The organism is Nocardia sp. NPDC051756 (assembly GCF_040681495.1).
Taxonomy (GTDB): domain Bacteria; phylum Actinomycetota; class Actinomycetes; order Mycobacteriales; family Mycobacteriaceae; genus Nocardia.
This window is the reverse complement of the sequence record NZ_JBFAYV010000012.1, coordinates 154441-177057: the sequence shown is the minus strand read 5'-3', so window position 1 is coordinate 177057 and position 22617 is coordinate 154441. Positions and strand designations below refer to the sequence as shown.

General features: G+C 67.2%; 21 protein-coding genes. 9 read left to right on the top strand and 12 right to left on the bottom strand.

Features of this window, described 5'->3' with window-relative positions; translation table 11 throughout:
• The first annotated feature begins 144 nt into the window (after positions 1 to 144).
• Both AB0M22_RS39525 and rffA read left to right on the top strand, forming a co-directional pair.
• Complete coding sequence (locus tag AB0M22_RS39525) at positions 145 to 1248, top strand: glycosyltransferase (RefSeq protein ID WP_364737843.1); 1104 nt, start codon at positions 145 to 147, stop codon at positions 1246 to 1248.
• The gene (rffA, locus tag AB0M22_RS39520) at positions 1238 to 2377 is read left to right on the top strand and encodes a dTDP-4-amino-4,6-dideoxygalactose transaminase (RefSeq protein ID WP_364737841.1); all 1140 of its coding nucleotides are present in this window, start codon (positions 1238 to 1240) and stop codon (positions 2375 to 2377) included. Before AB0M22_RS39525 ends, rffA begins: the two co-directional genes overlap by 11 nt.
• A gap of 101 nt (positions 2378 to 2478) precedes the next feature.
• Here the strand turns inward: rffA and AB0M22_RS39515 are convergent, their stop codons facing one another.
• The 5 genes from AB0M22_RS39515 to AB0M22_RS39495 all read right to left on the bottom strand — a co-directional run bounded on the left by AB0M22_RS39515 (position 2479) and on the right by AB0M22_RS39495 (position 8129).
• A complete protein-coding gene (locus AB0M22_RS39515) occupies positions 2479 to 2946 on the bottom strand; it encodes a dihydrofolate reductase family protein (protein WP_364737839.1) in 468 nt (155 codons plus the stop codon).
• A gap of 116 nt (positions 2947 to 3062) precedes the next feature.
• A complete protein-coding gene (locus tag AB0M22_RS39510; protein WP_364737836.1) occupies positions 3063 to 3542 on the bottom strand; it encodes a hypothetical protein in 480 nt (159 codons plus the stop codon).
• Positions 3543 to 3648: 106 nt separating this feature from the next.
• A complete protein-coding gene (locus AB0M22_RS39505; protein ID WP_364737834.1) occupies positions 3649 to 4128 on the bottom strand; it encodes a hypothetical protein in 480 nt (159 codons plus the stop codon).
• Between the two features lie 314 nt (positions 4129 to 4442).
• Entirely contained in the window at positions 4443 to 5048 is a 606-nt protein-coding gene (locus AB0M22_RS39500) for a methionine biosynthesis protein MetW (protein WP_364737832.1), read from the bottom strand.
• 129 nt (positions 5049 to 5177) lie between these two features.
• The gene (locus tag AB0M22_RS39495) at positions 5178 to 8129 is read right to left on the bottom strand and encodes an acyl-CoA synthetase (protein WP_364737829.1); all 2952 of its coding nucleotides are present in this window, start codon (positions 8127 to 8129) and stop codon (positions 5178 to 5180) included.
• 503 nt (positions 8130 to 8632) lie between these two features.
• Between AB0M22_RS39495 and AB0M22_RS39490 the strand changes: the two genes are divergently transcribed.
• From AB0M22_RS39490 to idi, 4 genes are all read left to right on the top strand, one after another.
• Positions 8633 to 10039: a family 2B encapsulin nanocompartment shell protein gene (locus AB0M22_RS39490; RefSeq protein ID WP_364737827.1), complete on the top strand. Its 1407-nt coding sequence runs from the start codon at positions 8633 to 8635 to the stop codon at positions 10037 to 10039.
• A 14-nt stretch (positions 10040 to 10053) separates the two neighbouring features.
• Positions 10054 to 11589 (top strand): family 2 encapsulin nanocompartment cargo protein terpene cyclase, encoded by a 1536-nt coding sequence (locus AB0M22_RS39485; protein WP_364737824.1) that lies wholly within the window; start codon positions 10054 to 10056, stop codon positions 11587 to 11589.
• A gap of 82 nt (positions 11590 to 11671) precedes the next feature.
• A complete protein-coding gene (locus tag AB0M22_RS39480; RefSeq protein WP_364737822.1) occupies positions 11672 to 12544 on the top strand; it encodes a geranyl diphosphate 2-C-methyltransferase in 873 nt (290 codons plus the stop codon).
• Positions 12541 to 13113: an isopentenyl-diphosphate Delta-isomerase gene (gene idi, locus AB0M22_RS39475; RefSeq protein ID WP_364737820.1), complete on the top strand. Its 573-nt coding sequence runs from the start codon at positions 12541 to 12543 to the stop codon at positions 13111 to 13113. The genes AB0M22_RS39480 and idi overlap by 4 nt, the downstream gene beginning before the upstream one ends.
• Here idi and AB0M22_RS39470 read toward each other — a convergent pair.
• Positions 13091 to 13615 (bottom strand): hypothetical protein, encoded by a 525-nt coding sequence (locus AB0M22_RS39470; protein ID WP_364737818.1) that lies wholly within the window; start codon positions 13613 to 13615, stop codon positions 13091 to 13093. The genes idi and AB0M22_RS39470 overlap by 23 nt on opposite strands.
• 266 nt (positions 13616 to 13881) lie before the next feature.
• On the opposite strand from AB0M22_RS39470, the gene AB0M22_RS39465 reads away from it, so the two are divergent.
• Positions 13882 to 14232 carry a hypothetical protein gene (locus AB0M22_RS39465; RefSeq protein WP_364737816.1) on the top strand — a complete coding sequence of 117 codons (351 nt, stop codon included), beginning with the start codon at positions 13882 to 13884 and terminating at the stop codon, positions 14230 to 14232.
• An 83-nt stretch (positions 14233 to 14315) separates the two neighbouring features.
• Here AB0M22_RS39465 and AB0M22_RS39460 read toward each other — a convergent pair whose 3' ends face one another.
• From AB0M22_RS39460 to AB0M22_RS39450, 3 genes are all read right to left on the bottom strand, one after another.
• The gene (locus AB0M22_RS39460) at positions 14316 to 15044 is read right to left on the bottom strand and encodes an aspartate/glutamate racemase family protein (RefSeq protein ID WP_364737815.1); all 729 of its coding nucleotides are present in this window, start codon (positions 15042 to 15044) and stop codon (positions 14316 to 14318) included.
• Entirely contained in the window at positions 15044 to 16552 is a 1509-nt protein-coding gene (locus tag AB0M22_RS39455; RefSeq protein ID WP_364737813.1) for an NCS1 family nucleobase:cation symporter-1, read from the bottom strand. Before AB0M22_RS39455 ends, AB0M22_RS39460 begins: the two co-directional genes overlap by 1 nt.
• An 85-nt stretch (positions 16553 to 16637) precedes the next feature.
• Complete coding sequence (locus AB0M22_RS39450) at positions 16638 to 17360, bottom strand: GntR family transcriptional regulator (protein ID WP_364737811.1); 723 nt, start codon at positions 17358 to 17360, stop codon at positions 16638 to 16640.
• 159 nt (positions 17361 to 17519) lie between these two features.
• Here AB0M22_RS39450 and AB0M22_RS39445 point away from each other — a divergent pair, with 159 nt between their 5' ends.
• Entirely contained in the window at positions 17520 to 18689 is a 1170-nt protein-coding gene (locus AB0M22_RS39445; protein ID WP_364737809.1) for a serine hydrolase domain-containing protein, read from the top strand.
• Between the two features lie 73 nt (positions 18690 to 18762).
• The gene (gene ilvA, locus AB0M22_RS39440) at positions 18763 to 19992 is read left to right on the top strand and encodes a threonine ammonia-lyase (protein ID WP_364737807.1); all 1230 of its coding nucleotides are present in this window, start codon (positions 18763 to 18765) and stop codon (positions 19990 to 19992) included.
• A 105-nt stretch (positions 19993 to 20097) separates the two neighbouring features.
• Here the strand turns inward: ilvA and AB0M22_RS39435 are convergent, their stop codons facing one another.
• The 3 genes from AB0M22_RS39435 to AB0M22_RS39425 form a co-directional block, all read right to left on the bottom strand.
• A complete protein-coding gene (locus AB0M22_RS39435) occupies positions 20098 to 20244 on the bottom strand; it encodes a hypothetical protein (protein ID WP_364737804.1) in 147 nt (48 codons plus the stop codon).
• A 276-nt stretch (positions 20245 to 20520) separates the two neighbouring features.
• Positions 20521 to 21495 carry an ABC transporter substrate-binding protein gene (locus tag AB0M22_RS39430; RefSeq protein WP_364737802.1) on the bottom strand — a complete coding sequence of 325 codons (975 nt, stop codon included), beginning with the start codon at positions 21493 to 21495 and terminating at the stop codon, positions 20521 to 20523.
• A gap of 42 nt (positions 21496 to 21537) precedes the next feature.
• Positions 21538 to 22596 (bottom strand): ABC transporter permease, encoded by a 1059-nt coding sequence (locus AB0M22_RS39425; RefSeq protein WP_364737799.1) that lies wholly within the window; start codon positions 22594 to 22596, stop codon positions 21538 to 21540.
• Positions 22597 to 22617: the final 21 nt, after the last annotated feature.

Below are 22617 nucleotides of genomic sequence, written 5' to 3'. Positions count from 1 at the left end.
ATCCGGCCGCCGACGCGATGATGATAGGGGGATGCCTCGGCCCCGATTCCGAAACCCGCACCATGCTAGAGTTCTGGGCGGCTCGGGCCCTGCTGTCCTGCGGGGGACACCGGCACGCACCGTCATCGAAAGTCGATCCAGCTGATGCCGATTCCCTCCCGCACGCCCCGCCCCGCCGCGGTCACCTCGAACGGCAGGCCGTCTCGGTCCCATGCCATTTCGGTGGTCGTGCCGATCTATCGTGGCGAGGACACCATCGGCGGACTGGTCGCCGAACTCCACGAGCTGACCCGGCCCACGCAGACGCCCGGCGGCACCACCTTCCAGGTCGACGAGATCATCCTGGTGCACGACCGCGGCCCGGACCGCTCCGACGTGGTGCTGCAAGAACTCGAGCAGGCCTACCCCGAGGTGCGCACCATCTGGTTGAGCCGCAACTTCGGCCAGGACGCCGCGACGATCGCGGGCATGTCCGCGGCCGGCGGCGACTGGATCGTCACCATGGACGAGGACGGCCAGCACGATCCCCGGTTCATCGGCACCTTCCTCGACGCCGCGCTCACCGAGCGCGCCGAGCTGGTGTATTCGAAGCCGAGCAACACCCGCCCGCACGGCTTCCTGCGCAACATCACCTCGCGCGGGGCGAAGCTGGTGCTCGCGACGCTGTTCGCGTTCCCGGATTCCACCCGGTTCGAAAGCTACCGGCTCATTCGCGGCGCGATCGGCCGGCAGCTGGCCGACGTCGCGTCCAACGGCGTGTATCTCGACGTCGCGCTGACCTGGGTGGTCGGCACGGTCGCGCAGGCGCCGGTGGTGCTGCGCGCCGAGGGCCGCGAGGAATCCGGCTACAACTACCGCCGGCTGTTCTCGCTGTTCTGGAAGATGGTGCTGTGCAGCGGAACTCGCGGCCTGCGCCTGGTCAGCCTGCTCGGCGTGACGCTCGGCCTGGGCGGCGGCGTGATGGCGGGTGTGATCGTCTACGAGGCGCTCACCACCGACAACTGGGCGCCCGAGGGCTGGGCCTCGATGATCGTCGTGCTGCTGCTGGTCTCCGGCGCGATCCTGTTCTCGCTCGGCCTCATCGCCGAATACCTCGGGGTGGCGTTGCATATCCTCGTGGGTAAGCCGCTCTATCTGACCGTCGATTCACCGACGCCGCGACCGGCCGCCGCGACCGACTACCCGGACGATGCCCGGGAACTGACCACGACCACCGCGAACAAGGGGAACGACCGGGTTGAGCACTGACCGCATCATCTTCAGCCGCCCGTTCCGGGCTCGCCGCGAACTGGCCAACCTCGAGACGGTGCTCGGCTCCGACCAGAGCCACGGCGACGGGCCGTTCACCGCGACGGCGACCGAGAAGCTGAAGGTCATCACCGGCGCGCCGCACGCGCTGCTGACCACCTCGTGCACCTCCGCGCTGGAGATGGCCGGTCTGCTGCTGGAACTGGGTCACGACGACGAAGTGATCGTGCCGAGCTTCGCGTTCACCTCCACCGCGACCGCCATGGCGTTGCGCGGGGCCACCTGCGTGTTCGCCGACATCGACCTGGCCACCGGCAACCTGGACCCGGCGTCGGTGGCGGCCGCGATCACCGAGCGGACCAAGGCCGTGGTGGTCATCCACTACGGCGGCGTGGCGGCGGAGATGGATCAGCTGCTCGCCCTGGCCAATACGCACGGCTTCGCCATCGTCGAGGACAACGCGCACGGCCTCGGCGGTCGCTGGCAGGGCCGCCCGCTCGGCACCCTCGGCAGCCTGGGCACGCTCAGCTTCCACGACACCAAGAACGTGCACTGCGGCGAGGGCGGCGCGCTGCTGCTCACCGACGAGATCCTGATGGCCCGCGCGGAGATCATCCGGGAGAAGGGCACCGACCGGGCCCGCTTCCTGCGCGGCGCGGTGGACAAGTACTCCTGGCAGGACATCGGCTCCAGCTACCTGCCCAGCGAGTTGAACGCGGCGGTGCTCGACGCGCAGCTCGACGAGTTCGACACCATCCAGGCCGGCCGGCACCGGGTGTGGAACGCCTACGCCGCCGCGCTCCCGGAATGGGCCGCCCGCAACGACGTTCAGCTGATGACGGTGCCCGCCGACCGCGAACACACCGCCCACCTCTACTACCTGCGCACCCCCACCGAGGAGCGCCGCGACGACCTGATCGCGCACCTGCGCGCCCGCGGCATCGTCGCGCCGTTCCACTACGTCCCACTGGACTCCAGCCCCGCCGGCCTCAAACTCGGCCGCACCCCGCACCCCTGCGTGCGCAGCGCGAAGTTCTCCGGAACCGTTGTCCGCCTGCCCCTCTGGCCGGACCTCACCGACGATCAGGTCGGCCGAGTCATCGAGGCCGTCACCGACTTCACCGTCTGACGCTCGAACTCGGTATCCGCGTTATCGATCGTCGACGGGTCCACCGTCGCGGAAGACCAGCCGGATGAAGGTCTCGACGTATCTGCAAACCCGTCTGACCGTCAGTCGCGTTTGCGGTAGTGGAGCAGCAGGCACTGGGCGGATCGATCGCTGTCGTGCAGCTCGAAGTGCTGGAGGGTGCCGTCGTCGACGAACAATCGCCGCCCCCGGCCGGCCAGGTTCGGCGCTACGACCAGGCGCAGCTCGTCGACGAGGTGCGCGGCGAGCAGGGACCGGGCCAGCTCGAGGCTGCCGTGGATGCCGATGTCGCAGCCGGTTTCTCGTTTCAGTTCGGCCACCACGGATTCGGCAGGCTCGGTGACACGGGTGGTCGCCGTCCATTCCCGGGCGAGTGGTTCGCTGGACCAGACGAGTTTCGGCGTGTGGTTGACGAAGTCGGCGAACGGCTGCATCGTCGACTCCGGCCAGTCGACCGACCAGGCGTCGAAGGTGCGTCGGCCGAGCAGGACGGTGTCCTGGCCGGCGATGATGTCGCCGCGGGAAAGCCTGACCCAAGCTGGACAGCTCACGACTGAGTTCGCGGTCGCGAACGTTCGCATCTGCCGCGGTATAACCGGAGTGAGGCTGTGCGGGTTTTCGGACTGTGTGGCGCTGGTGTCTGCCGCGAAGTTCGTCCAGTGTTGATTCAGGACCGAGTCGCGACGAATTTGAAGTTCGTCTGATACTTCAGTTCGATCGATCCTGACAGGGTCGTCACACGGGTGCCGCTCGCGCAGCTAGGGAATGCCGCGTACCTGCCGCTGGGGTGGAAATGTGTCTGATATCCGAGGGTGGCGACGCCAGGGCCGCTCGTGCCGATCCTGATTTCGATCGGTCCATCATCCGAGTACTGCTGGCCAGCGGGGGTGGTGACAGTCTGTGCCATCCTGCCCTTCAGGTGCGTCGGAGTGAATGTGATGGAGTAGCCATCAATTGCCTCATCATTCCGATTGGTCAGCTTGGTCAGGGTGAAGGCGGTATCCAAACTATCCGTGCCGACATAGTCGGCCACCGCGGACCCGCAGACCGGTGCCGCATGTGCCACGGGCACCGCGACCGCCAAAGTCGTAGTAGCCAAGCCGACAACGACGACGGCAGAGCCGAGACGTGTTCGATCCAAATGCATGGCAGTTCCCATCCTCATACGTAGCTGGGCTGACTGATGGCTGATCGGCATTTACGAACTTCAGCCCGGTCGGCGACGCCGGATCCGCTACTCAGCTGAAGTTGATTCAGGACCGAGTCATAACGAATGAGTATCGGGTCTCCGTATCCAGTTCGAGGCGCCCCGACAATTTGGTTACCCGGGTACCGCTCGTGCAACTGACGTCCGCCGATCCCTTACCGTTCGGGCCGTAGTGGGAGAGATACCTGACCATGGCGACGCCCGCGTCCATGCTCCCGATCACGATTACGATCGGTCCCTCGTCCGTGTACTGCTCGCCGTCGGGGTTCTTGATTGTGTAGGCCATCCGGCCGCTCGAGTCAGTCGGAGTGAATGTGATGGAGTAGCCATCAATTGCCTCATCATTCCGATTGGTCAGCTTGGTCAGGGTGAAGGCGGTATCCAAACTATCCGTGCCGACATAGTCGGCCACCGCGGAACCGCAGACCGGTGCCGCATGTGCCACGGGCACCGCGACCGCCAAAGTCGTAGTAGCCAAGCCGACAACGACGACGGCAGAGCCGAGACGAGTTCGATCCAAATGCATGGCAGTTCCCATCCTCGCAGGTAGGCAGACTCAACCAGACGGAATTACGTTACTGTCGAACAATTCGATTGTGTCGCCGACACGGCCGCGACACTCGGGTTGCGGCCTTGCGAAAGGCGCACACGGTCTGACTGCCTATTCGTCACCGTGAAGGTTCTGGATGGGCACAAATTTTCAACCATCGCCGACATCACCACCGCCATAGCGTGTGGAGCCAAGCGGCTGTTCCGAAACATCCGGCAATGGCCTTCCGACAAACGCACGCGTGTCAGGGCGGCGAGGCGGTGTGCGGGAGGTCAGAAAGTGTGCGGCGGTTAGGGATTGGCGTCGAGGACGTAGAGCTTTTCGCGGCCGCCGGCGATCAGTTCTTGGCGGACCACCTGTGACTCGTACGGGCGGAAGAAGTCGTCGAGGGTGGGTTCGGTGAAGCGGTGGGCTTGGACGCCGTCGCCTGCATTGGTGAAACGCTGGCCGACGGCAGCGAGGACGCGGTTGTCGCTGCTGGCCATGTTGCGGACCGGTTCGGCGATGATCACCTGTTTGCGGGCGGCGGCGAGCATGCGGTCGAGTACGGGAGTGGCCTCGGGGAGGAAGTGGTAGAGGCTGGCCTGCATGAGGACGTAATCGGCTTCGGGCAGCGGCTCGGCGGAACTCAGGTTCCAGACCTTGCCCTGCCCGTCGGCCTTGGTCAGCTTGCCGACGAAACGGTCGTTGCGGTCGAGGCCGGTGTAGTCGACCGACTTCTGCCGCAGGTAGCGGGTGTAGAGCGTCGCGGGTCCGCAGCACAGGTCGAGCACGCTGGCGCCGTCCGGCACGAGGGCCGCGACGGCACGGTAGCGGGCCGTGTAGTACCGGCCGTAGAGCGCGCGGATCAGCAGCTCGTAGAGGGTGGCGTTGCGATAGATGAGGCTCGTACTCACACCAAGTACTCCTGACAAATCGGGCAGCAACGTCAGCGTCGGATGGTACGGCGCAGGGTACCCGCGCGCACGACCGGGTCGAGCGGCCGAACCGGTGAATCCGGCCGCTCGACAACTCGATTCAGTGCGTCAGCTGTCGCCGAGGATCCGCGCCGCGTCGTCCTCGGTGAGGATCTCGTAGGCGTCGGAGGTCCGATTGAACCACCAGGTGTCGGGGCTCGGCACCGGACGTCCCGCGGCTTGCACGGCCCGTGTGGACGGCCGGTAGGACGAACTGCGCGGGATCTCGTCCACCACATAGACCAGATCAGGTCGCTTGCTGGGTTCGAGCGCACGCAGCGCCTCGGTCACGTCCTTCGGCTCGACCCGGAAACCCTTGCGCACGCTGATGGCAGCAACAGCGATGCAGTGCTCCCCGACTCCGAGCCCATACGCAACTTCCATATCGATCGCGGTGATGTCATTGAGCACATCGACGATCGGCTGCCCGTAAACCGGCCCGCGCGGCGTATGAATCACCGTGTCCTTGCGGTCGATCAGCCAGTAATCACCCTCGCTGTCGCGCCGGAACAGATTCTCCGTCGGCATCCACGAATCACCGGGCGCGAACACCCCGCGCAACCCGCCCGCGGAGATGTCCACCCCTTCGGAGGCCTTGCCGATCAGCAACCCGACCTCGTTGTCCGCGCAACGCCGGGCGTACCCCGAACCGTCGACCAGGATCTCCTCGGCGATCGGGTCGTAGGCGACCAGCTCGACCCGGGCGGTACCCGGCACCGGCCTGCCCTTGCAACCGCGCTTCACGCCCTTCACATTGGCCAGCACCACGTCGCCCTCGATCGAGGCGTAGAACTCCAGCACCCGGGCCGGGGCGAACTGCTCGGTGGTGCGCCGCCACAGCCCTGCGGGCATGCCGGAACCGATGAACAACCGGATCGGATGCCGATGCCCGGCGGGGAACACCTCGGCGTCAAGGATGTCGCGCAGCATCGTCCAGGTGTAGGTGACCACGGTGACGCCGTAGCGGTGCACCTCCTCGGCGAACTGCGCCGGATCCAGCGAACGCGCCAGCGCGATCCGGCTGCCGCCCGCGATCGCCCCGCCGAGGCTGACCAGTAGTCCGGACGAATGATGCAGCGGTGCAAGGCAATACACCGTGTCCCTGCGGTTCAGATCGGCGGTCGTCGCGGTGCCGAACGCGGACAGCGCCCAGCGATGATTGCTGATGAACTTGGTCTCCAGCCGATCACCGGTACCGGTGACGAGCACGAACGCCAGCTCGCGCGCCAGACCGGGATCTGGCCGATACCAACCGGGCAGCCTCACCTGCGCCGGATCGATCTGCTCGAGGTCGATCACCTTGTCGCTCAACGGAATACCGAGCTGACGGGAATCGCCGCCGCCGAGCACCAGCACCCGCGCACCGGTCGACGCCGCCTGCCGCAGATTCTCCGGATCCGCGACCACCGTGTCCACGCCGGTGATTTCGAGCGCCCGAGCGAGTTCACTGCCCGGCGCGAGCAGCACCGCCACCGCGCCCAGCCTCGACAGCGCCGCGACCGTGGCCAGCGCACTCGGCCGGGTCTCCATGATCACGCCGACCCGCATCGCCGGCCGGATCCCGACCGAGATGAGCCCGCGCACCACATTGTCGATGCGCACGTTCACCGCGGCGTTGGTGTGCACCCGATCCTCGAACAGGAACAGATCCTTCAACGGCGCGCGCCGGCCCTGCTCGGCGATCAATCGCCCGAGCGAGATCCGGGTATGCGGCTGGATCATGCCGAGCCTGGTCAGCCGCGGCAGCGCCCGCGCCGCCTCACCGGCCAGCTCGACCGAGCCGCGAACGGTATTGCTCGCGATGCCTTCCAGCGCCTTGCCGACACCCGCTCCCGCTTCGGCCAGCGTCGCGGCGGTGTGCACCATGCGGGTGGCCGCCGAACGCGGCCGGTTGCTGTCCACATGCTCGGCCATCCGGTGGATCTCCGGCGGCAGCACCTTGTCCCGCTCGAGCCAGTCGATCCACTGCCGCACCAGCGGCCAGGTGTGGTTGGTCGCCGTGCTGCCCGCCACCAGGCCGAAGTGCCCGGCGACCAGGTTGGCCTCGTACACCTCCGCGTTCGGCGCGGCCCGCACGATGCCGCGCACCGCGGCGGGCTGGCCGATGTCGTCGACCTCGCCGACGAACGCCAGGATCGGGCACTTCAACTCGGCGAGCGAGACCGGCTGATCGCGAATCACGAAGCCGCCCAGCATCAACCGGTTGTGCGCGACGAACTGCTTGAGCAGGTCCGCGGCCGCCGGCCCGGCGTAACCGACCCAGCCGTCGTTGTTCAGGAACCGGCGCTGGCGCTCCTTGGGCAGCAACGCCTCCCGGTCGTGCAGCTGACGCAGGAAGTCGATCCTGGCCTTGGCCGTCTTCATCGGGTCGAGCATCTGGAAGCCGATGCGCACCATGGAATCGGTGATCGGCAGCCGGGTGACCACGTGATCGGCCAGGAAGTCGGCGACGTCGGACACCATCCCGTAGGGCAGCCCGAACGGCATGCCCGCGACCACGTCGACCGGGCTGCCGAAGGTCACGATGCTCTGCACGCCCTTGCCGTACCGGTAGGCGGCGACCTGGTAGGCGAACATGCCGCCCTGCGAGTAGCCCATCAGGTGCACGGCGCTGCCGGTCGCCTCGGTCACCGCGTCGATCGCGCTGCTGACCGCGAGCACGTGATCGGCGAGGTCGCGCTCCCAGCCGCCCTCTTCGCTCGCCGGTGAACCGAAATCGACCACCCAGCAGTCGATTCCGCCGCGCTGCAAGATGCCGACGGCGCCGTCCTCGACGTTCACGTCCCAGATGTCGGCGTTCACCATCAGCGGCGGCACGAGCAGCGCGACCGGGCGGCCCGGCGTGGTGTCGTCCGGGAAGTAATGCCGCAGCCGGTACATCCGCCGTCGCTCGACCACCTCGAACGGGGACGACTCGACATCGTGGGTCAACCCGCCGAAGCGGATGACCTCGAGGCCGTTCTGCGCGGTCGCCATCAACCGCTGCACCGATCCGACCAAATCCTTCGCACTGAACTTCAAGATCGCTCCTGGCCCTACCCTAGAACGTAACCCTCATCCGCATCCGCGTACTCCACCGGAGGGATACCCTTCGGTCCCCAAAGAAGTACGCGGCGATGTTTCAGACGAGCTTCCCACATCGTGTGTCCATTATGTGTCCGCTGTGACCCGATCCATGCACGTAATGCCGGGTCAGTGACCGATTATCGGCAGATTCACAGCGACGCGCGCCGCGCACGGTAGCTACCGGACGGCGATCTGTCCGCGGTTCGGTCGATTCCCGCCCGGAAGTTATGCCCCGGCGATTCGATCGGCAGCGTGTCGTAACCATCCGCGACGGCATCCGCCGTTTCGCTGCGTGCGGCGCGCTGTCCGGCCTACGATCGATGCCGTCTGGAACGCACTGTCGCGTAAGCCATTTCGCTCGAGTGACTGGTTTCGCGGGCCGTATTGCCCGCTTGTTTTGCTGTGCAGAATAACCGTCGCCGCATTACGGGGTGACCCTCTCGAGGTGAGGACAACGCATGACTATCGAAATGCCGGTCCAAACGGAAAACAACCACCGCAAGAGCCTCAGCACCTCGGCCGCGGCCAAGCTGGCGCACACCACCAAATCCGAACCCCAGATGCAGGGCATCAGCTCGCGCTGGCTCACCCGCATGCTGCCGTGGACCCAGGTCAAAGGCGGTGTCTACCGGGTGAACCGGCGGCTCACCCACACCGTCGGCAACGGCGAGGTCGAATTCGACGTGGACGGCCCGCAGGCCCGCGTCATTCCGTCGGAATTGCGCGAACTGCCCGCGCTGCGCGATTTCGACGACGAAGAGGTGCTGCACGCTCTCGCGCAGCGATTCCAGCAGCACGATCTGACGCCTGGCAGCATCGTCGCCGAATTCGGTAATCCGATGCATCAGGTCGTGCTGGTCGTGCACGGCAAGCTGAGCAAGAACGGTACCGGCGAATACAACGAACGCACCATGCTCGGCATTCTCGCGGGTGGTAATTTCTTCGGCGATCAAATCTTCACCGACCCGCATGCGGTCTGGCCGGTCACCGTCAAAACCGTCACCAGGACAACCCTGCTGGTGCTCCCCCGGCAGGCCCTGCACGACCTGCTCGGCAACTCGCCGCGGCTCCGTGAGCAACTGTCCAGAATGGCCGAGGCGCCGGCCCACCCGCAGAACGCCAAGGGCGAGGCCGCGATCGAGATCACCTCCGGCCACGCCGGCGAGCCGCTGCTCACCGGAACCTTCGTCGACTACGACGCCGCACCGCGCGAATACGAGCTCAGCCTCGCGCAGAGCGTGCTGCGGGTGCACACCCGCGTCGCCGATCTGTTCAACGATCCGATGGATCAGGTTGAGCAGCAGTTGCGCCTGACCGTCGAGGCGCTCTACGAGCGCCGCGAGCACGATCTGGTCAACAATCCCGACTTCGGGCTGCTGCACAACTGCGACCTCAAGCAGCGCATCTCCACCGAGTCCGGCCCGCCGACGCCCGACGACATGGACGAGCTGCTCAGCATGCGGCGCAGCACGAAACTCTTTCTGGCACACCCGAAAGCGATCGCCGCGTTCGGTCGCGAGTGCAGCAAGCGCGGCCTGTACCCGGACCCGGTCGACGTCGACGGACACCGCGTGCCCGCCTGGCGCGGCGTGCCGATCTTCTCCTGCGGCAAGCTCGGGGTCAGCCCGACCCAGACCACCACGATCCTCGCCATGCGCACCGGCGAGAAGGATCAGGGCGTGGTCGGCCTGCACCAGACCGGCATCCCGGACGAGTACGAGCCGAGCCTCAACGTCCGGTTCAAGGGCATCGACGACCAGTCGATCATCTCCTACCTGGTCAGCTGCTACTACTCCGCCGCCGTACTGGTGCCCGACGCGCTGGGCGCACTCGACAATGTCCTGGTCGCCCGGCAAAGCGACTGACGGGGTGATGAGCCATGTCGATGCTCTCGCGCACGCTCGCCTTGCCCGCGACCCACGAGGTCGCCACCGCCGTCGCCGCGCTACTGTCCGACCTCGGTGGTGGCGCGCCACCGGTCCTGGGCGGCAACGCTGCACCCACACCGGCAGCACCCGAAGCGGCCACGCCGGACGTACCCAGCCCACCAACTCCAGATACGCCGGCGCCGACACGAATACTCGGCCCGCGCGGACTCGGGACCGCGACGCTACTGTTCACCGCGCCGGTCACAGAGCCGGGATCGACTGTCCCGCCGTTCATTTCAACGACAGCATCGGCACCACCCAGCGTGCAGACCACCGGCACGGCAATCCCCACCGCCCCCTCCGGATCGAGCACCAGGACGACGCGCCACAACAACACCGAATCCGCGGCCCGCGCAGGCGTGGAGCAGCCGGCACCGTCGACCAGCTCCCTCGACCTCGCCCGCACTCCACCGGTCGGCCGATCCACCGAGTCGACCGGAAGCCGGATCCCCACCGGCCCAACTGGATTAGGTAGTGCATCGGCTCGTCGCACCACCGGGGGTTCCGCGATCCCTCCGCTCTACTGCCCACCGCCGATGCGCGACGACCCTGTGCTGGCTGCCGTGGTCAACGAGCGAATTCTCGCTTGGGCCACCTCCATCGGTCTGTACGAAGGGCGATTGGACGATCTGCGTGACGCGGGCTTCGGCCGGTTGATCATGCTCGCCCATCCCGACTGCGACGACCCGGATCGGCTGCTCGCCGCGGCGAAATGCGCGGTCGCCGAATGGTCGGTCGACGACTACTACTGCGACGCCGGGGCCAGCGACACCGCACCCGACGGCACGCCGTCCAGCGCCGAGGCCGAACTCGGCCCCCGCCTCGAACTGGCCGCCGCCGCAATCGATCCCGTGCATCTACCCGCCCGCTATGCCGCCCGGGTCGAGCGCGCATTGCAGGCGGATCCGATCCTGCGCGCGTTCCGCAGCGGTTTCGCGCACCTGGCGCAGTTCTCCACCCCCGCGCAACTGGGCCGGCTGCGCACGGAGATCGCGGGCTGGTTCATCGCGCTCGGCGCCGAGGCGGGCTGGCGGCAGGCCGACCGGACACCGCAGGCCTGGGAGTACCTCGCCAACCGGCAGCCACACAGTTTCCTGCCGTGCATGGCGCCGATCGACACGGTCGGCGGCTACGAACTCCAGGCCGCCGAATACACCGATCCCCGAGTGCGCCGGGTCATCACCACCGCCGCGCTGGCCAGCCAGCTGGTGAACGACCTGTACTCGATGGCCCGCGAAGACCGCTCGGACGGAAGGGAATTCAACCTGCCGACGGTGCTGGTCGCGGCGGAGGGCTGCACCAGGCGCGAGGCGGTGCTGCGCACGGCCGAGTTGCACGACGAGCTGATGCACCGCGTCGAAGCCGAGGCGGCTCCCTTGGCCGCCGCCGGCTCCGCCGAACTACGCCGGTTCCTCACCGGCGTCTGGGCGTGGCTCGGCGGCAGCCGCGCCTGGCATGCGGAGAGCAAACGGTACGCCGACAAGTAGATCGCCGAAGCCGTAACACCTCGGCAGCGGTGATCTCCGCCGATGAAATATCCAGTGCTGCAACGAGAGAGGGTGAATTTGCATGACCATTCTCAATCCGGACACCGATTCCGTGCTTCAGACCAGCTACCAGAAGTCCGTTGCCGCGTACTGGAACAACAATCCCAACGATGACCGGGTCAACACGAAACTCGGTGAGGTGGACGGGCTTTACCACCACCACTACGGCATCGGCGCCCCCGATCTGTCGGTGCTGACCGGGCCGGAGGAGACCCGGCAGGAGCGAATCGTGAAGGAACTGCACCGTTTGGAGACCGCGCAGGCGCAGCTGCTGCTCGACCATCTCGGTGCCGTCCAGCCCGACCAGCGCCTGATGGACGGCGGATCCGGCCGGGGCGGCACGAGTTTCATGGCGAATCAGCGCTTCGGCTGCCAGGTCGACGGCGTCACCATCTCCGAGTACCAGGTCCGCTTCGCCAACGAGCAGGCCGCCAACCGCGGCGTGGACGACAAGGTGCGGTTCCATTTCCGGAACATGCTGGAGACCGGTTTCGAGCCGTGGTCGATGCGCGGCATCTGGACCAACGAGACCACCATGTACGTCGATCTGTTCGACCTGTTCCACGAGTTCTCCCGGCTGCTCGAACCGGGCGGGCGCTACGTCTGCATCACCGGCTGCTCCAACGACGTGACCGGCGGCCGCTCGTCCTCGGTCAGCTGGATCGACGCGCACTACGGCTGCATGATCCATCCGCGCAGCGAATACTTCCGCGCGATGGCGGAGAACAACCTGGTCCCGGTCGACGTGACCGACCTCACCCCGGCCACCATCCCGTACTGGGACCTGCGCACGAAATCCGAGCTCGCGACAGGTGTCGAGCAGCCGTTCCTCACCGCGTACCGGGAGGGCAGCTTCCAATACCTGCTGATCGCCGCCGATAAGGTGGGCAGGTGACCGACACCGCTACCCCGGCCTTCACGGATCGCGAGGCCCTGCCCGTCGAGCTCGTCGACGACGCGGGGCACGCCATCGGCACCTGCCCGGTGTCGCAGGCGCATCAGGCGCCCGGCCGACTGCACCGCGCGTTCTCGGTGCTGCTGTTCGACGACGCCGGGCGGGTGCTGTTGCAGCAGCGGGCGGCCGTGAAGACCCGGTTCCCGTCGCGGTGGACCAACACCTGCTGCGGCCATCCCGCGCCGGGCGAACCCGTCGCGGCGGCGGCCGCGGTGCGCTTGGCCGAGGAGATGGGCCTGGCCACGCCCTTCACCGAGGTGGGCGTGTACCGCTACCGCGCCCAGGACCCGTCGACCGGCCGGGTCGAGTTCGAATGGGACCACGTGCTGGTCGGCCGGCTCACCGTCGGCGCCCCGCGGCCGAATCCGGACGAGGTCGCCGACTATGTCTGGATGGAGCCCGGCGCGCTACGCGAGGCGATGGCCGCCGAGCCGGACGCCTACACGCCGTGGCTGGCCGGCGTGCTCGAGCTGGCCGAGCGGGCACTCACTGAAACGTGGCAGCGCTGAGCCGTCCGACGCCGGTGCGCAAGCCGGGACCGAGGCAGCCGCCGACCATGGCCGGCGTAATCATCTCGTAGTCGGCGGTGATCCGGACCCGGCTGCCCTGCCCCAGGCCGTCGACCACGTCCAGGGTGCCGATCGTCGGCTGCTGCATGGTGACCGGCCACGGACCCCACAACCTGCTCGTCTCGCCGTTCGACCAGAGCACGTCCACGGTGATCGGGCCGTCCGCCGGACGCATGCAGTCCGACGTCGCGACGTGCGTACCGGTGAAGGTGCCGCCGGTGATGCCTCCGGGCCCTCCGGAACAGTCGCGCAGCGTGCCGACCGAGGTGAAGGTGAGCGCGTGCGGCGTCATATCGATCGCGCCGTCCACCGCGGTCCAGCGGAAGTCGCCGTTCGCGCAGGTACCCGCGGGCGGCAGCGCGGACGCGGCGGGGAGGTCGAACGGGACCAGCAATGCCGCGGCCACGGCGGTCGTCAGGGCGATCTTCCCGAGCATCAACACTCCGGCACCTCTTCTCGCGGGCGGTGTACCTGCAAAAACGGGTGGAGCACGAGCAGGGGAAGAATCCCATACCGTCCATGCTGTTTTTGGTCCGACACACGCTGAACTGAGCCTTGATACGTGGGGCGACCACATTGATAGATGCGCATATCTACGTAAAGCCATGTCCTAAACCCTGAGAGAAATCATAGGAACGGCACAGGCTATGACCAGGTCCGTCCGGCATTGTGAGGTCTGTAGGAGTTGTCGGCGAAGTGAGGTGCGCGATGGTCGAAATCGAGGTCACGGGGACGACTGTGACGATCCAGGTGGTCGGTGGGCATCAGGTCCTCGCCCTACGCGAGCACATCACCTTCGATCTGGCCGACATCACCCAGGTGGTCCGGGCTGAGGTAGACCTGCGCCCGCCGTGGGTGCGCGCGCCGGGCACCTTCTTCCCCGGCGTGATCGCCGCAGGCACCTTCCGCGGCAAGGGCCGTAAAGAGTTCTGGGACACCAGGTTCGACGGTCGCGCCGTCCGCATCGAACTCGACGGTGGCCCATTCACCCGCCTCGTCGTAGACGTCGATGACCCCGACCTGATCCTGCACGCCCTCCACACCGCCGTCGCCGCCTGACCCGCACGCCTTCTGATTTCCCGCACCGGATTTCGCATGTGATTTTCGGTGCGGGAAATCAAGAGTGGTGCGGGAACCAGGGCTTATCCGCCGAAGCGACGCAACAGGCCGGTATACGGCTTGGGCGGGGGCGCGGCGAACTCTCCCCTACCGGACTTGCGCAGGCCGAGCGTGATCAGCGACTGCACGGTCAGCGTCGCTGCCGCCACCCCATCGATCACCGGCACGCCGATCTCGTCGGCGATATGCGCGCACAGGTCCGCCATTCCCGCGCAGCCCAGCACGATCGCGTCGCAGCCGTCTGCGTCGACCGCCTCGCGGCAGGCTTCGGTGACGATCTTGCGGGCGTCCGGATCGGAGTCCAGCGCGAGGACCGGCAGCTCACAGGCGTGGATGCCGAGGCAAAAGCGTTGCCGCCCATATCTTTCCACCAGATCGCCAGCCCGTCCGATGGTCCGGCTCAAGGTCGTGACGACACTGAACCCGCGGCCGAGGTGACTGGCCGTCGCCATCGCCGCCTCGGCGATCCCGATCACCGGTCCCCCGGCCAATTCTCGCGCGGCATCCAATCCCGGATCACCGAAGCAGGCGATCACATACCCGTCGACGCCCTCCTCCTCCCCGCGCCGGATGGCGGCGAGAATCCCTGGGACGCTGAGGGCTTCGTCGTAGTGACTCTCGATCGACGCGGGCCCCATCTCGGCGGTCACCGCGTCGAGCAGTGTGCCCGGACCGGCGACGGCCCTGGCACACTCCTCGATCGTGTCGGTCATCGCCCGGGTCGTATTCGGGTTGACCACACGGATACGCATCAGGCAGGTACTCCCTTCACCGCCAACCTCGTTCGGGTGGCCAGCACGTAGTAGACGGCGAACCCAAAACCGCAGCCGATGAACCAGCTGTACTGCGCCGCGGTGTACATGCCGGTGATGTCCTTGGCCAGCACCGGAATCACGGCGATCACGGCGCCGATCGCGGTGGCGAGGACCGCCGCCGGGTTGTATCCCTTGCTATACCAATAACTTCCGGCCTTCGACATGGTGAACAGGTCGTCCACCACCACGTGCTGCTTGCGCACCAGGTAGTAGTCGGCGATGAGCACGCCGAACAGCGGACCGATGAACGCGCCGAGCACTTCGAGCGTGTAGTGGATGACCTCGGGGTTGTTGTAGAGGTTCCACGGGGTGATCAGCACCGAGCCGACCGCGGCGATCATGCCGCCCGCCCGCCAGCTGATCCGCTGCGGGCTCACGTGCGAGAAGTCGAAGGCCGGCGAGATGAAGTTCGCCACGATATTGATGCCGACGGTGGCTACGGTGAAGGTCAACGCGCCCAGCACGATCGCGAACGTGCTGTCGATGCGCGCGACGGTCGCGACCGGGTCGGTGATCAGCTCGCCGTACACCGGCACGGTCAGCGAGGCGGTGATCACCACCAGCAGCGAGAACAGCAGGAAGTTGACCGGCAGGCCGAGCAGGTTGCCGCGCCGCACCGCGGCGAAAGTCTTTCCATAGCGGGAGAACCCGCCGAAGTTCAGCATCGGCCCGGAGAAGTAGGACACCACCAGCGCGATGGCGCCGAGCATCACCGGCAGCGAGTCCCAGCCGGTGTACTTCACGTCGCCGAGGTTCAGATCGATGGCGCTCCAACCGGCTTTCGCGATCAGGTACCCGCAGAGCAGGAACATCACCACATAGACCGCGGGCCCGCAGAAGTCGATGAACTTGCGGATCGATTCCATGCCGCGCCAGAACACGCACGCCTGCACCACCCACAGCGCCAGATAACTCCCCCAGCCGAGCAGCGAAAGACCGAGGAAGCCATAGTCGTCGACCACCGCGTACGGCGCCAGACCCGGAAAGAGCTTCACCAGAACGACATCCAGCGCCGCCGACGCCAGGAACGTCTGAATCCCGTACCAGGCCACCGCGATCAAGCCGCGAATGATGGCCGGGATATTGGCGCCGATCACCCCGAACGCGCTGCGGCACATGACCGGATACGGCACGCCGGTCACCTGGCTCGGCTTCGCCACCAGATTGCAGAAGAAATAGACGATGGTGATGCCGATCAGCAGGGCCGCCAGCACCTGCCAGCTGGCCAGGCCGAGCGCGAACAGGCTGCCCGCGGTGACGTAGCCGCCGACGCTGTGCACGTCCGACATCCAGAAGGCGAAGATGTTGTACGAACCCCAGGTTTGCTCGCGCAGCGGTGCGAGGTCGGCATTGGTCAGTCGTGGATCGTAATTCGGCAGCGTGGTGTCGGAAATGGCGACGGGTGGCGGTGCCGCGACGCTCGGTGCCGCGATGGTTTCGGTCATTGTGTTTCCCATCCGGGAGTGAAACTGTGATCGAAACGACGGTAGGGATTCGCCATTGCCCGCCCGTTGCGCCGTTATTGCCCGGCTATTGCGCGGCAGATATATCTTCCGGCGCGAGCAGCCCGGTATCCGTCGGCAGGGTCGCGATGACGGTCTCCAGCCTGCGGTGATGGCGTTCGGCGATGAGCAGCAGCCGATCCACGTCCCGGGCCAGGAACGCGTCCATCATGAGCGCGTGGTCGGTGTGCAGCCGCACCCGATCGCCCCGGCTGATGTGCACCATCGACTGCACCGGCTCGGTCACGTTCCACGCCGATTCCAGCATGTGCAGCAGCCGGAACATGCGCGACGGCCGGGTCAGCGCGACGTGGAAGTTGCGCGATTGCCGGTGGTAGGCGGCCGGATCGTCGTCCCGGATCGCCTGCTCCAGCAGCGCGTTAACCTCGATCAGCTCGGCCCGGTCGGCGGCGCTCGCGTTCAGCGCGGCCGCGGCCAGCGAGGCGTTCTCCAGGGTCTCCCGCACGATGTACATCTCGCGCAGCTCGGCGGCGGTCAGCTGGGCCACCGCGTAGCCGCCGTGCGGTTCGTGGGTGACCAGCCCCTCCCCGATCAGCGTCTTGAGCGCCTCCCGGACCGGGATGTGACTGACCCCGAACAGCTCGGCCACCTCGCGCAGCGGGATGACGGTGCACGGCGGCACGGCGCCGTCCAGGATCACCCGGCGCAGTTCGCCGAGGATCACTTGCGGTCGGCCGGGTGCGTCGACAACCAACCTCGCGAGCAGCGCCGAACGTCGTCTCGGGGGCATGCGAAACACGCTAGGCCAGGCGTGTTGCGGTTTCGGTCAGCTGTGTGACGCTGAGGAAACGTATTCGGACAGAACCAACCGGTCACGCAGGAGGACCTTTGCGACGATTCGGCCCGCCCGTGTAATTCTGGATCGGACACGTACTACAGAGAGTTCTCGATGACGGTTTCGGCAGCACAGTTCGTAGATCGCCGGTTCGCGACCCTGGTCGCCGAGTTCGACCGGCTCTTCCGGCGACCCGGCGACGGCGGTGGGGCGCTCGCGGTCTACCTGCACGGCGAGCCGGTGGTGGACGTCTGGGCCGGGTACGCGCAGCCGGCGGTGCCGTGGGCGCACGACACCGTGGCAATGGCGTATTCGACCGGCAAGGGCGTGGCCAGCACGCTGCTGCACCGGCTGGCCGAGCGCGGCCGGGTCGACTATGACGAGCCCGTCGCGACGTACTGGCCCGCCTTCGCCGCCGCCGGCAAGGACCGCATCACGGTGCGCGAATTGCTCAGTCACCGAGCGGGTTTGCACCGGCTGCGCGGCATGCTGCCCGGCCCGTACCACCGATTCTTCGACGACGCCGCGGTGACGGCGGCGCTGGCCGCGGCCGAGCCGGATCCGCGCCGCCTGGTCACCAGCGGATATCACGGCATCACCTTCGGGCACTTGGTCGCCGAGCTGGTGCGCCAGATCACCGGCACCGAGTTCACCGAGGTGCTGCGCACCGAGATCGCCGAACCGCTTGCCGCCGAAGAGCTCTGGTTCCGGGTGCCGGTGGCCGAGCGCGACCGCATCGCGACCAACTTCCCCCGGCTGACCGTCGCGGGAATGAGCTGGGAGAACAGCTCGCGGCTGCTCGGCCGGACCCGGTTCGCGGCCGCCATGGACACCACCCCGAAGGGCTTCGCCGACCTGGTTTCCGATCCGCGCCTGCACGATTCGGTGATGCCGGGCCTCAACGGCGTCTTCTCCGCCCGCGCGCTCGCCCGCGTCTACGGCGCGCTCGCCAACGGCGGCGAACTCGACGGCTACCAGCTGCTCCGCCCGGAGACCATCGAGCTGATCACTCAGCGTCAGGTCTTCACCCCGGATTACGTTCTGGCCCTGCGCGTTCCGTGGGCGCTCGGCTACCACGCCGTCCCGATGAAGCCGTCCAAGGCCGACCCGATCTCCGCCTTCGGCCATTTCGGCCTCGGCGGCTCCGGCGCCTTCGCCGACCCCGCCACCGGCATGTCCCTCGGCTTCGTCACCAATCGCCTCGGCGGTCGCCTGACGCCACTGGGCGACGCCCGCCTCGCCCGTCTGGGCGCGGTCGCCCACAATCTCGCGAAGGCGGGCTGACGGCGGCGGGCCAGTCTTGGGGACGAGACACCCACTGGGGAATCGTGGGACGTATCGGCCCGGGGGTGGCAGCATGTGCGGCATGGAGTTGGTCGGTATGGAACGAATCGCCGCTGCCGCGGAGTTGCTCGCGCCGGTGATTCGGAAGACGCCCATCGTGGCGTCGCGCGTGCTGTCCGAGCGCGCAGGCACCGAGGTGTGGCTCAAGTGCGAGAACTTGCAGCGGACCGGGTCGTTCAAGCCGCGCGGCGCCTATAACCGGATCGCCAACCTGCCCGCCGCGGACCGGGCTCGCGGGGTGGTTGCGGCGAGCGCGGGCAACCACGCGCAAGGGGTGGCCTGGGCGGCCACCTCGCTCGGCATCACCTCCACGGTTTTCATGCCGGTGGGCGCCTCGCTGCCCAAGCTGGCCGCGACCAAGGCCTACGGCGCCGAGGTGCGACAGGTCGGCGAGACCATCGAGGACGCGCTGGACGCGGCCAAGGAACTCGCCGAGCGCACGGGTGCGACGCTGATCCACCCGTTCGACCATCCGGACATCGTGGCCGGGCAGGCGACGGTGGCGCTGGAGATCCTGGAGCAGATCCCCGACGTCGGCACGGTGCTGGTGCCGACCGGCGGCGGCGGGCTGCTGGCCGGCATCGCGGTGGCGCTGCATCAACTGGCCCCGCAGGTGCGGGTCATCGGGGTGCAGGCGAAGGAGGCGGCGGCCTGGCCGGGCTCGCTGGCGGCGGGCAAGCCGGTGCGGGTCGGGCGGATGTCGACGATGGCCGACGGCATCGCCGTCGGGCAGCCGGGCCAGGTGCCGTTCGTGCATGTGGCCGAGCATGTTTCGACGATGCTGACCGTCGACGAGGACTCGCTGTCCAAGGCGCTGCTGCTGTGCCTGGAGCGGGCCAAGCTGATCGTCGAGCCCGCGGGCGCGGCGGCGGTCGCGGCGTTGATGAGTTGTACCGCAACAGAACTGGCGTTGAAGGGCCCGGTGTGCGCGGTGCTGTCCGGCGGCAATATCGACCCGCTGCTGCTCACCCGCCTGATCGGCCACGGCCTCAGTGCGGCGGGACGTTACCTCGATGTGCGCGTGACTATTTCGGATCGACCGGGCGGCCTGAGCGCGCTGCTCGGGGTGGTCGGCAAGACCGGCGCCAGCGTGGTCGACGTGGCGCACGCCCGCACCGGCACCCGCCTGGCCCTGGGCGAGGTAGAGGTCTCGCTCACCTTGGAGACGCGCGGCCCGAACCACCGCGACGACGTCCTGAACGCCCTCGCCAACGCGGAATACTCGGTCCGAGTGGAGGACTGACGGCCATCTCGCCGTGATCGGATCTCGCCCAACTCGATCCGATCACGGCGAGGTCCCGTCGGACACCCTCCCGCACAACCGAACTCACGCTGGACTATCGGACGCTCAGCTGCCCAAGAACAACATGGGGCTCACGATGGCGGCCATCGGCAGCAGCACGGCGTCCATGATGGAGCCGCCGATCGGAAAAGCGACGGCCAGGACGGCGGCCATGAACATTGCCAGGGTGTTGCCCACTAGGGATCCGATCATTTCCTCTTCTCCTTCTGTTCGTTACTTCCGGTAGCTGTCGAGCTGTACGAAGACTCGAAGTGCCATCAAGCAGAGAACCGGGTAGAGGCCACCTCGCCTGATCAAAGGCGAGGTTCACGGCCGCCCAGCAAAGGGGCGCCGCGAATCATGATAGGTCACGAATAGTCCGTTTTGAGTGTTTCCGGATATTTGCTGAAGACCCGCGTCGGCGCGGGGCCAGCACCCGTGCCGACCGGACGCGAGGGGGCGTCCGGTCGGCCCCTCATCGGGCAACCGTCAGCACTTCCGCTTGTAGAAGTACTTCGAGTTGGCGTCCATATCCGCCTGGGTGATGGCGATCATGTCGGTCTGGATGTTGCGGGTGACCGGCTTTCCTTCGATCGCCGCGGCCGCCTGATCGACGCCCTTGGCGCCGATGCCCGCCGGGTCCTGGGCGATAAGGGCTTGCACCGTACCGGCTTTCAGATCCTCGACCTGCTTGGGACTGGCGTCGAAGCCGACCAGCTTGACCTGGCCGAGCTTGTTCGCGTTGCGCAGACCGGTGGCCGCGCCCTCGGCCGAGCTGAGGTTGGTCGCGAAGATGCCGGCCAGGTCCGGATGCGCGGCCAGCGTCGCGGTGACGATCGACGCCGCCTGTGCCGCTTCGTTGTTGTTGTACTGCACGCCGAGCGAGGTGATGCCGGGGAAGCTCTTCACCGCCTCCTCGAAGCCCTGGGCCCGCGCGTCGGTGGTGGACGTGCCCGCTTTGGTGTTGATCACCAGCACCGGACCCTTGTCCCCGACCAGCTTGGCCAGGGTCTGCGCCGCGAGCGCGCCGCCCTTCTTGTTGTCCGACGAAATCGACGACAGCGCAATGGAAGTGTCGTCCAGCGCGGTGTCCACCTCGACGATCTTGATGCCCGCGTCCTTGGCCTGCTTGATCGGATTGGCCATGGCGGTGGCGTGCGTCGGCGCGATCAGGATGCCGCCCGGCTTGTTCGCCACCACGCCGGTCAGCACCGGGGTCTGCGAGCCTGCGTCGAACTTGGTCGGCGCCTGCGTGTCCAGCTTGTAGCCGAGCTTGTTCGCCTCGTCCTGCGCGCCGCACTGCATCGAGATGTAGAACGGCTCGTCGGCGACACCCGGAATCAGCACCAGCTTCTTGCTGTCGCCGCCGCCCGAATTGCTCACCTGCCCACTACAGGACACCAGCAGCGCGCCGACCGACACCATCGCGCCGATCACCACCGCTGTCCGCTTGGCCACCCTCATTTGGCTACCTCCGCCGTATTGTGTTGTTCCACTGTCGAATTCCTACTTCCGGTCGCGGGCCCGGCGGCGGAGCTGGTCGAACCAGACCGCCGCGACCAGCACCACGCTCACCGCGATCGGCTGCCAGAACACCGGCACCTGCGCGATGACGAACCCCTTCTTCAGTACCGACGGAATGAACACGCCGATCACCGTGCCGACGATCGACCCGACCCCGCCGAACAGGCTGGTGCCGCCGATCACCACGCCCGCGATGGCATCCAGGTTGTCGGTGGTGTGCCCACCGATCGTGGTGGTGCCGAAGTAGGCCAGGTTCATGAAGCCGGCCAGGCCGGCCAGCACGCCGGTGAGCAGGTACACCGTCACCAGATGCCGGGTGACCGCGATGCCGGAGCGGCGGGCGGCCTCCTCGTTGGACCCGATGGCGTAGGTGTAGCGGCCGAAGCGGGTGGTGTGCAGCACCCAGGCGGCGAGCACGGTCACCACGGTGGCGACCAGCACCAGGTTCGGGATGCCGCCCAGCGTGGTGCCGAAACCGAGAGTGTCGCGCAGGTTTTCGGGCACCGTCCGGGTGTCCACGCCGCCGGTGATCAGCTGGGCCGCACCGAGCGCGGCGCCGAACGAGCCGAGGGTGACGATCAGCGGCGGAATCTTGGCCTTGGCCACCAGCAATCCGTTGATCAGGCCCCAAACACCGCCGCCCGCAATGGAAAGCAGGAAGCCGATCGCGATGATGCCCCAGCCCGCGTTGGTGGCGTCCTGGTCCGGGCTGAGCCACTCCATCGACTTCGCGCCGATCACGCCGGAGAAGATCAGCACCATGCCCACCGAGAGATCGATGCCGGAGGTGATGATCACGAACGTCATCCCCACCGAAAGCACCAGCAACACGGAGGTTTCGATCAGCAGCGTCTGAAAGGTGAAGCGGGTGGGGAACGCATCCGGGCGCAGCACGCTGAACACGATGCACAACGCGACCAGCACGACGCCGATCCACACCGTGCTCGCGCCGAGAAGTCGTTGCAGGACAGTGCGTTCGGGTAACTCGGGCCCGCCGCCGTTGCCGTTCCCGTCGACACCGACGGACTTGACCTCACTCATGCCTGCGCCTCGCTGGCGCTC

Coding starts and splice junctions, on each gene's coding strand:
- AB0M22_RS39525 (WP_364737843.1), top strand. CDS start 145: ATGCCGATTCCCTCCCGCACGCCCCGCCCCGCCGCGGTCACCTCGAAC.
- AB0M22_RS39510 (WP_364737836.1), bottom strand. CDS start 3,542: ATGCATTTGGATCGAACACGTCTCGGCTCTGCCGTCGTCGTTGTCGGC.
- AB0M22_RS39505 (WP_364737834.1), bottom strand. CDS start 4,128: ATGCATTTGGATCGAACTCGTCTCGGCTCTGCCGTCGTCGTTGTCGGC.
- AB0M22_RS39490 (WP_364737827.1), top strand. CDS start 8,633: ATGACTATCGAAATGCCGGTCCAAACGGAAAACAACCACCGCAAGAGC.
- AB0M22_RS39485 (WP_364737824.1), top strand. CDS start 10,054: ATGTCGATGCTCTCGCGCACGCTCGCCTTGCCCGCGACCCACGAGGTC.
- AB0M22_RS39480 (WP_364737822.1), top strand. CDS start 11,672: ATGACCATTCTCAATCCGGACACCGATTCCGTGCTTCAGACCAGCTAC.
- AB0M22_RS39465 (WP_364737816.1), top strand. CDS start 13,882: ATGGTCGAAATCGAGGTCACGGGGACGACTGTGACGATCCAGGTGGTC.
- AB0M22_RS39460 (WP_364737815.1), bottom strand. CDS start 15,044: ATGCGTATCCGTGTGGTCAACCCGAATACGACCCGGGCGATGACCGAC.
- AB0M22_RS39455 (WP_364737813.1), bottom strand. CDS start 16,552: ATGACCGAAACCATCGCGGCACCGAGCGTCGCGGCACCGCCACCCGTC.
- AB0M22_RS39450 (WP_364737811.1), bottom strand. CDS start 17,360: ATGCCCCCGAGACGACGTTCGGCGCTGCTCGCGAGGTTGGTTGTCGAC.
- AB0M22_RS39445 (WP_364737809.1), top strand. CDS start 17,520: ATGACGGTTTCGGCAGCACAGTTCGTAGATCGCCGGTTCGCGACCCTG.
- ilvA (WP_364737807.1), top strand. CDS start 18,763: ATGTGCGGCATGGAGTTGGTCGGTATGGAACGAATCGCCGCTGCCGCG.
- AB0M22_RS39435 (WP_364737804.1), bottom strand. CDS start 20,244: ATGATCGGATCCCTAGTGGGCAACACCCTGGCAATGTTCATGGCCGCC.
- AB0M22_RS39430 (WP_364737802.1), bottom strand. CDS start 21,495: ATGAGGGTGGCCAAGCGGACAGCGGTGGTGATCGGCGCGATGGTGTCG.
- AB0M22_RS39425 (WP_364737799.1), bottom strand. CDS start 22,596: ATGAGTGAGGTCAAGTCCGTCGGTGTCGACGGGAACGGCAACGGCGGC.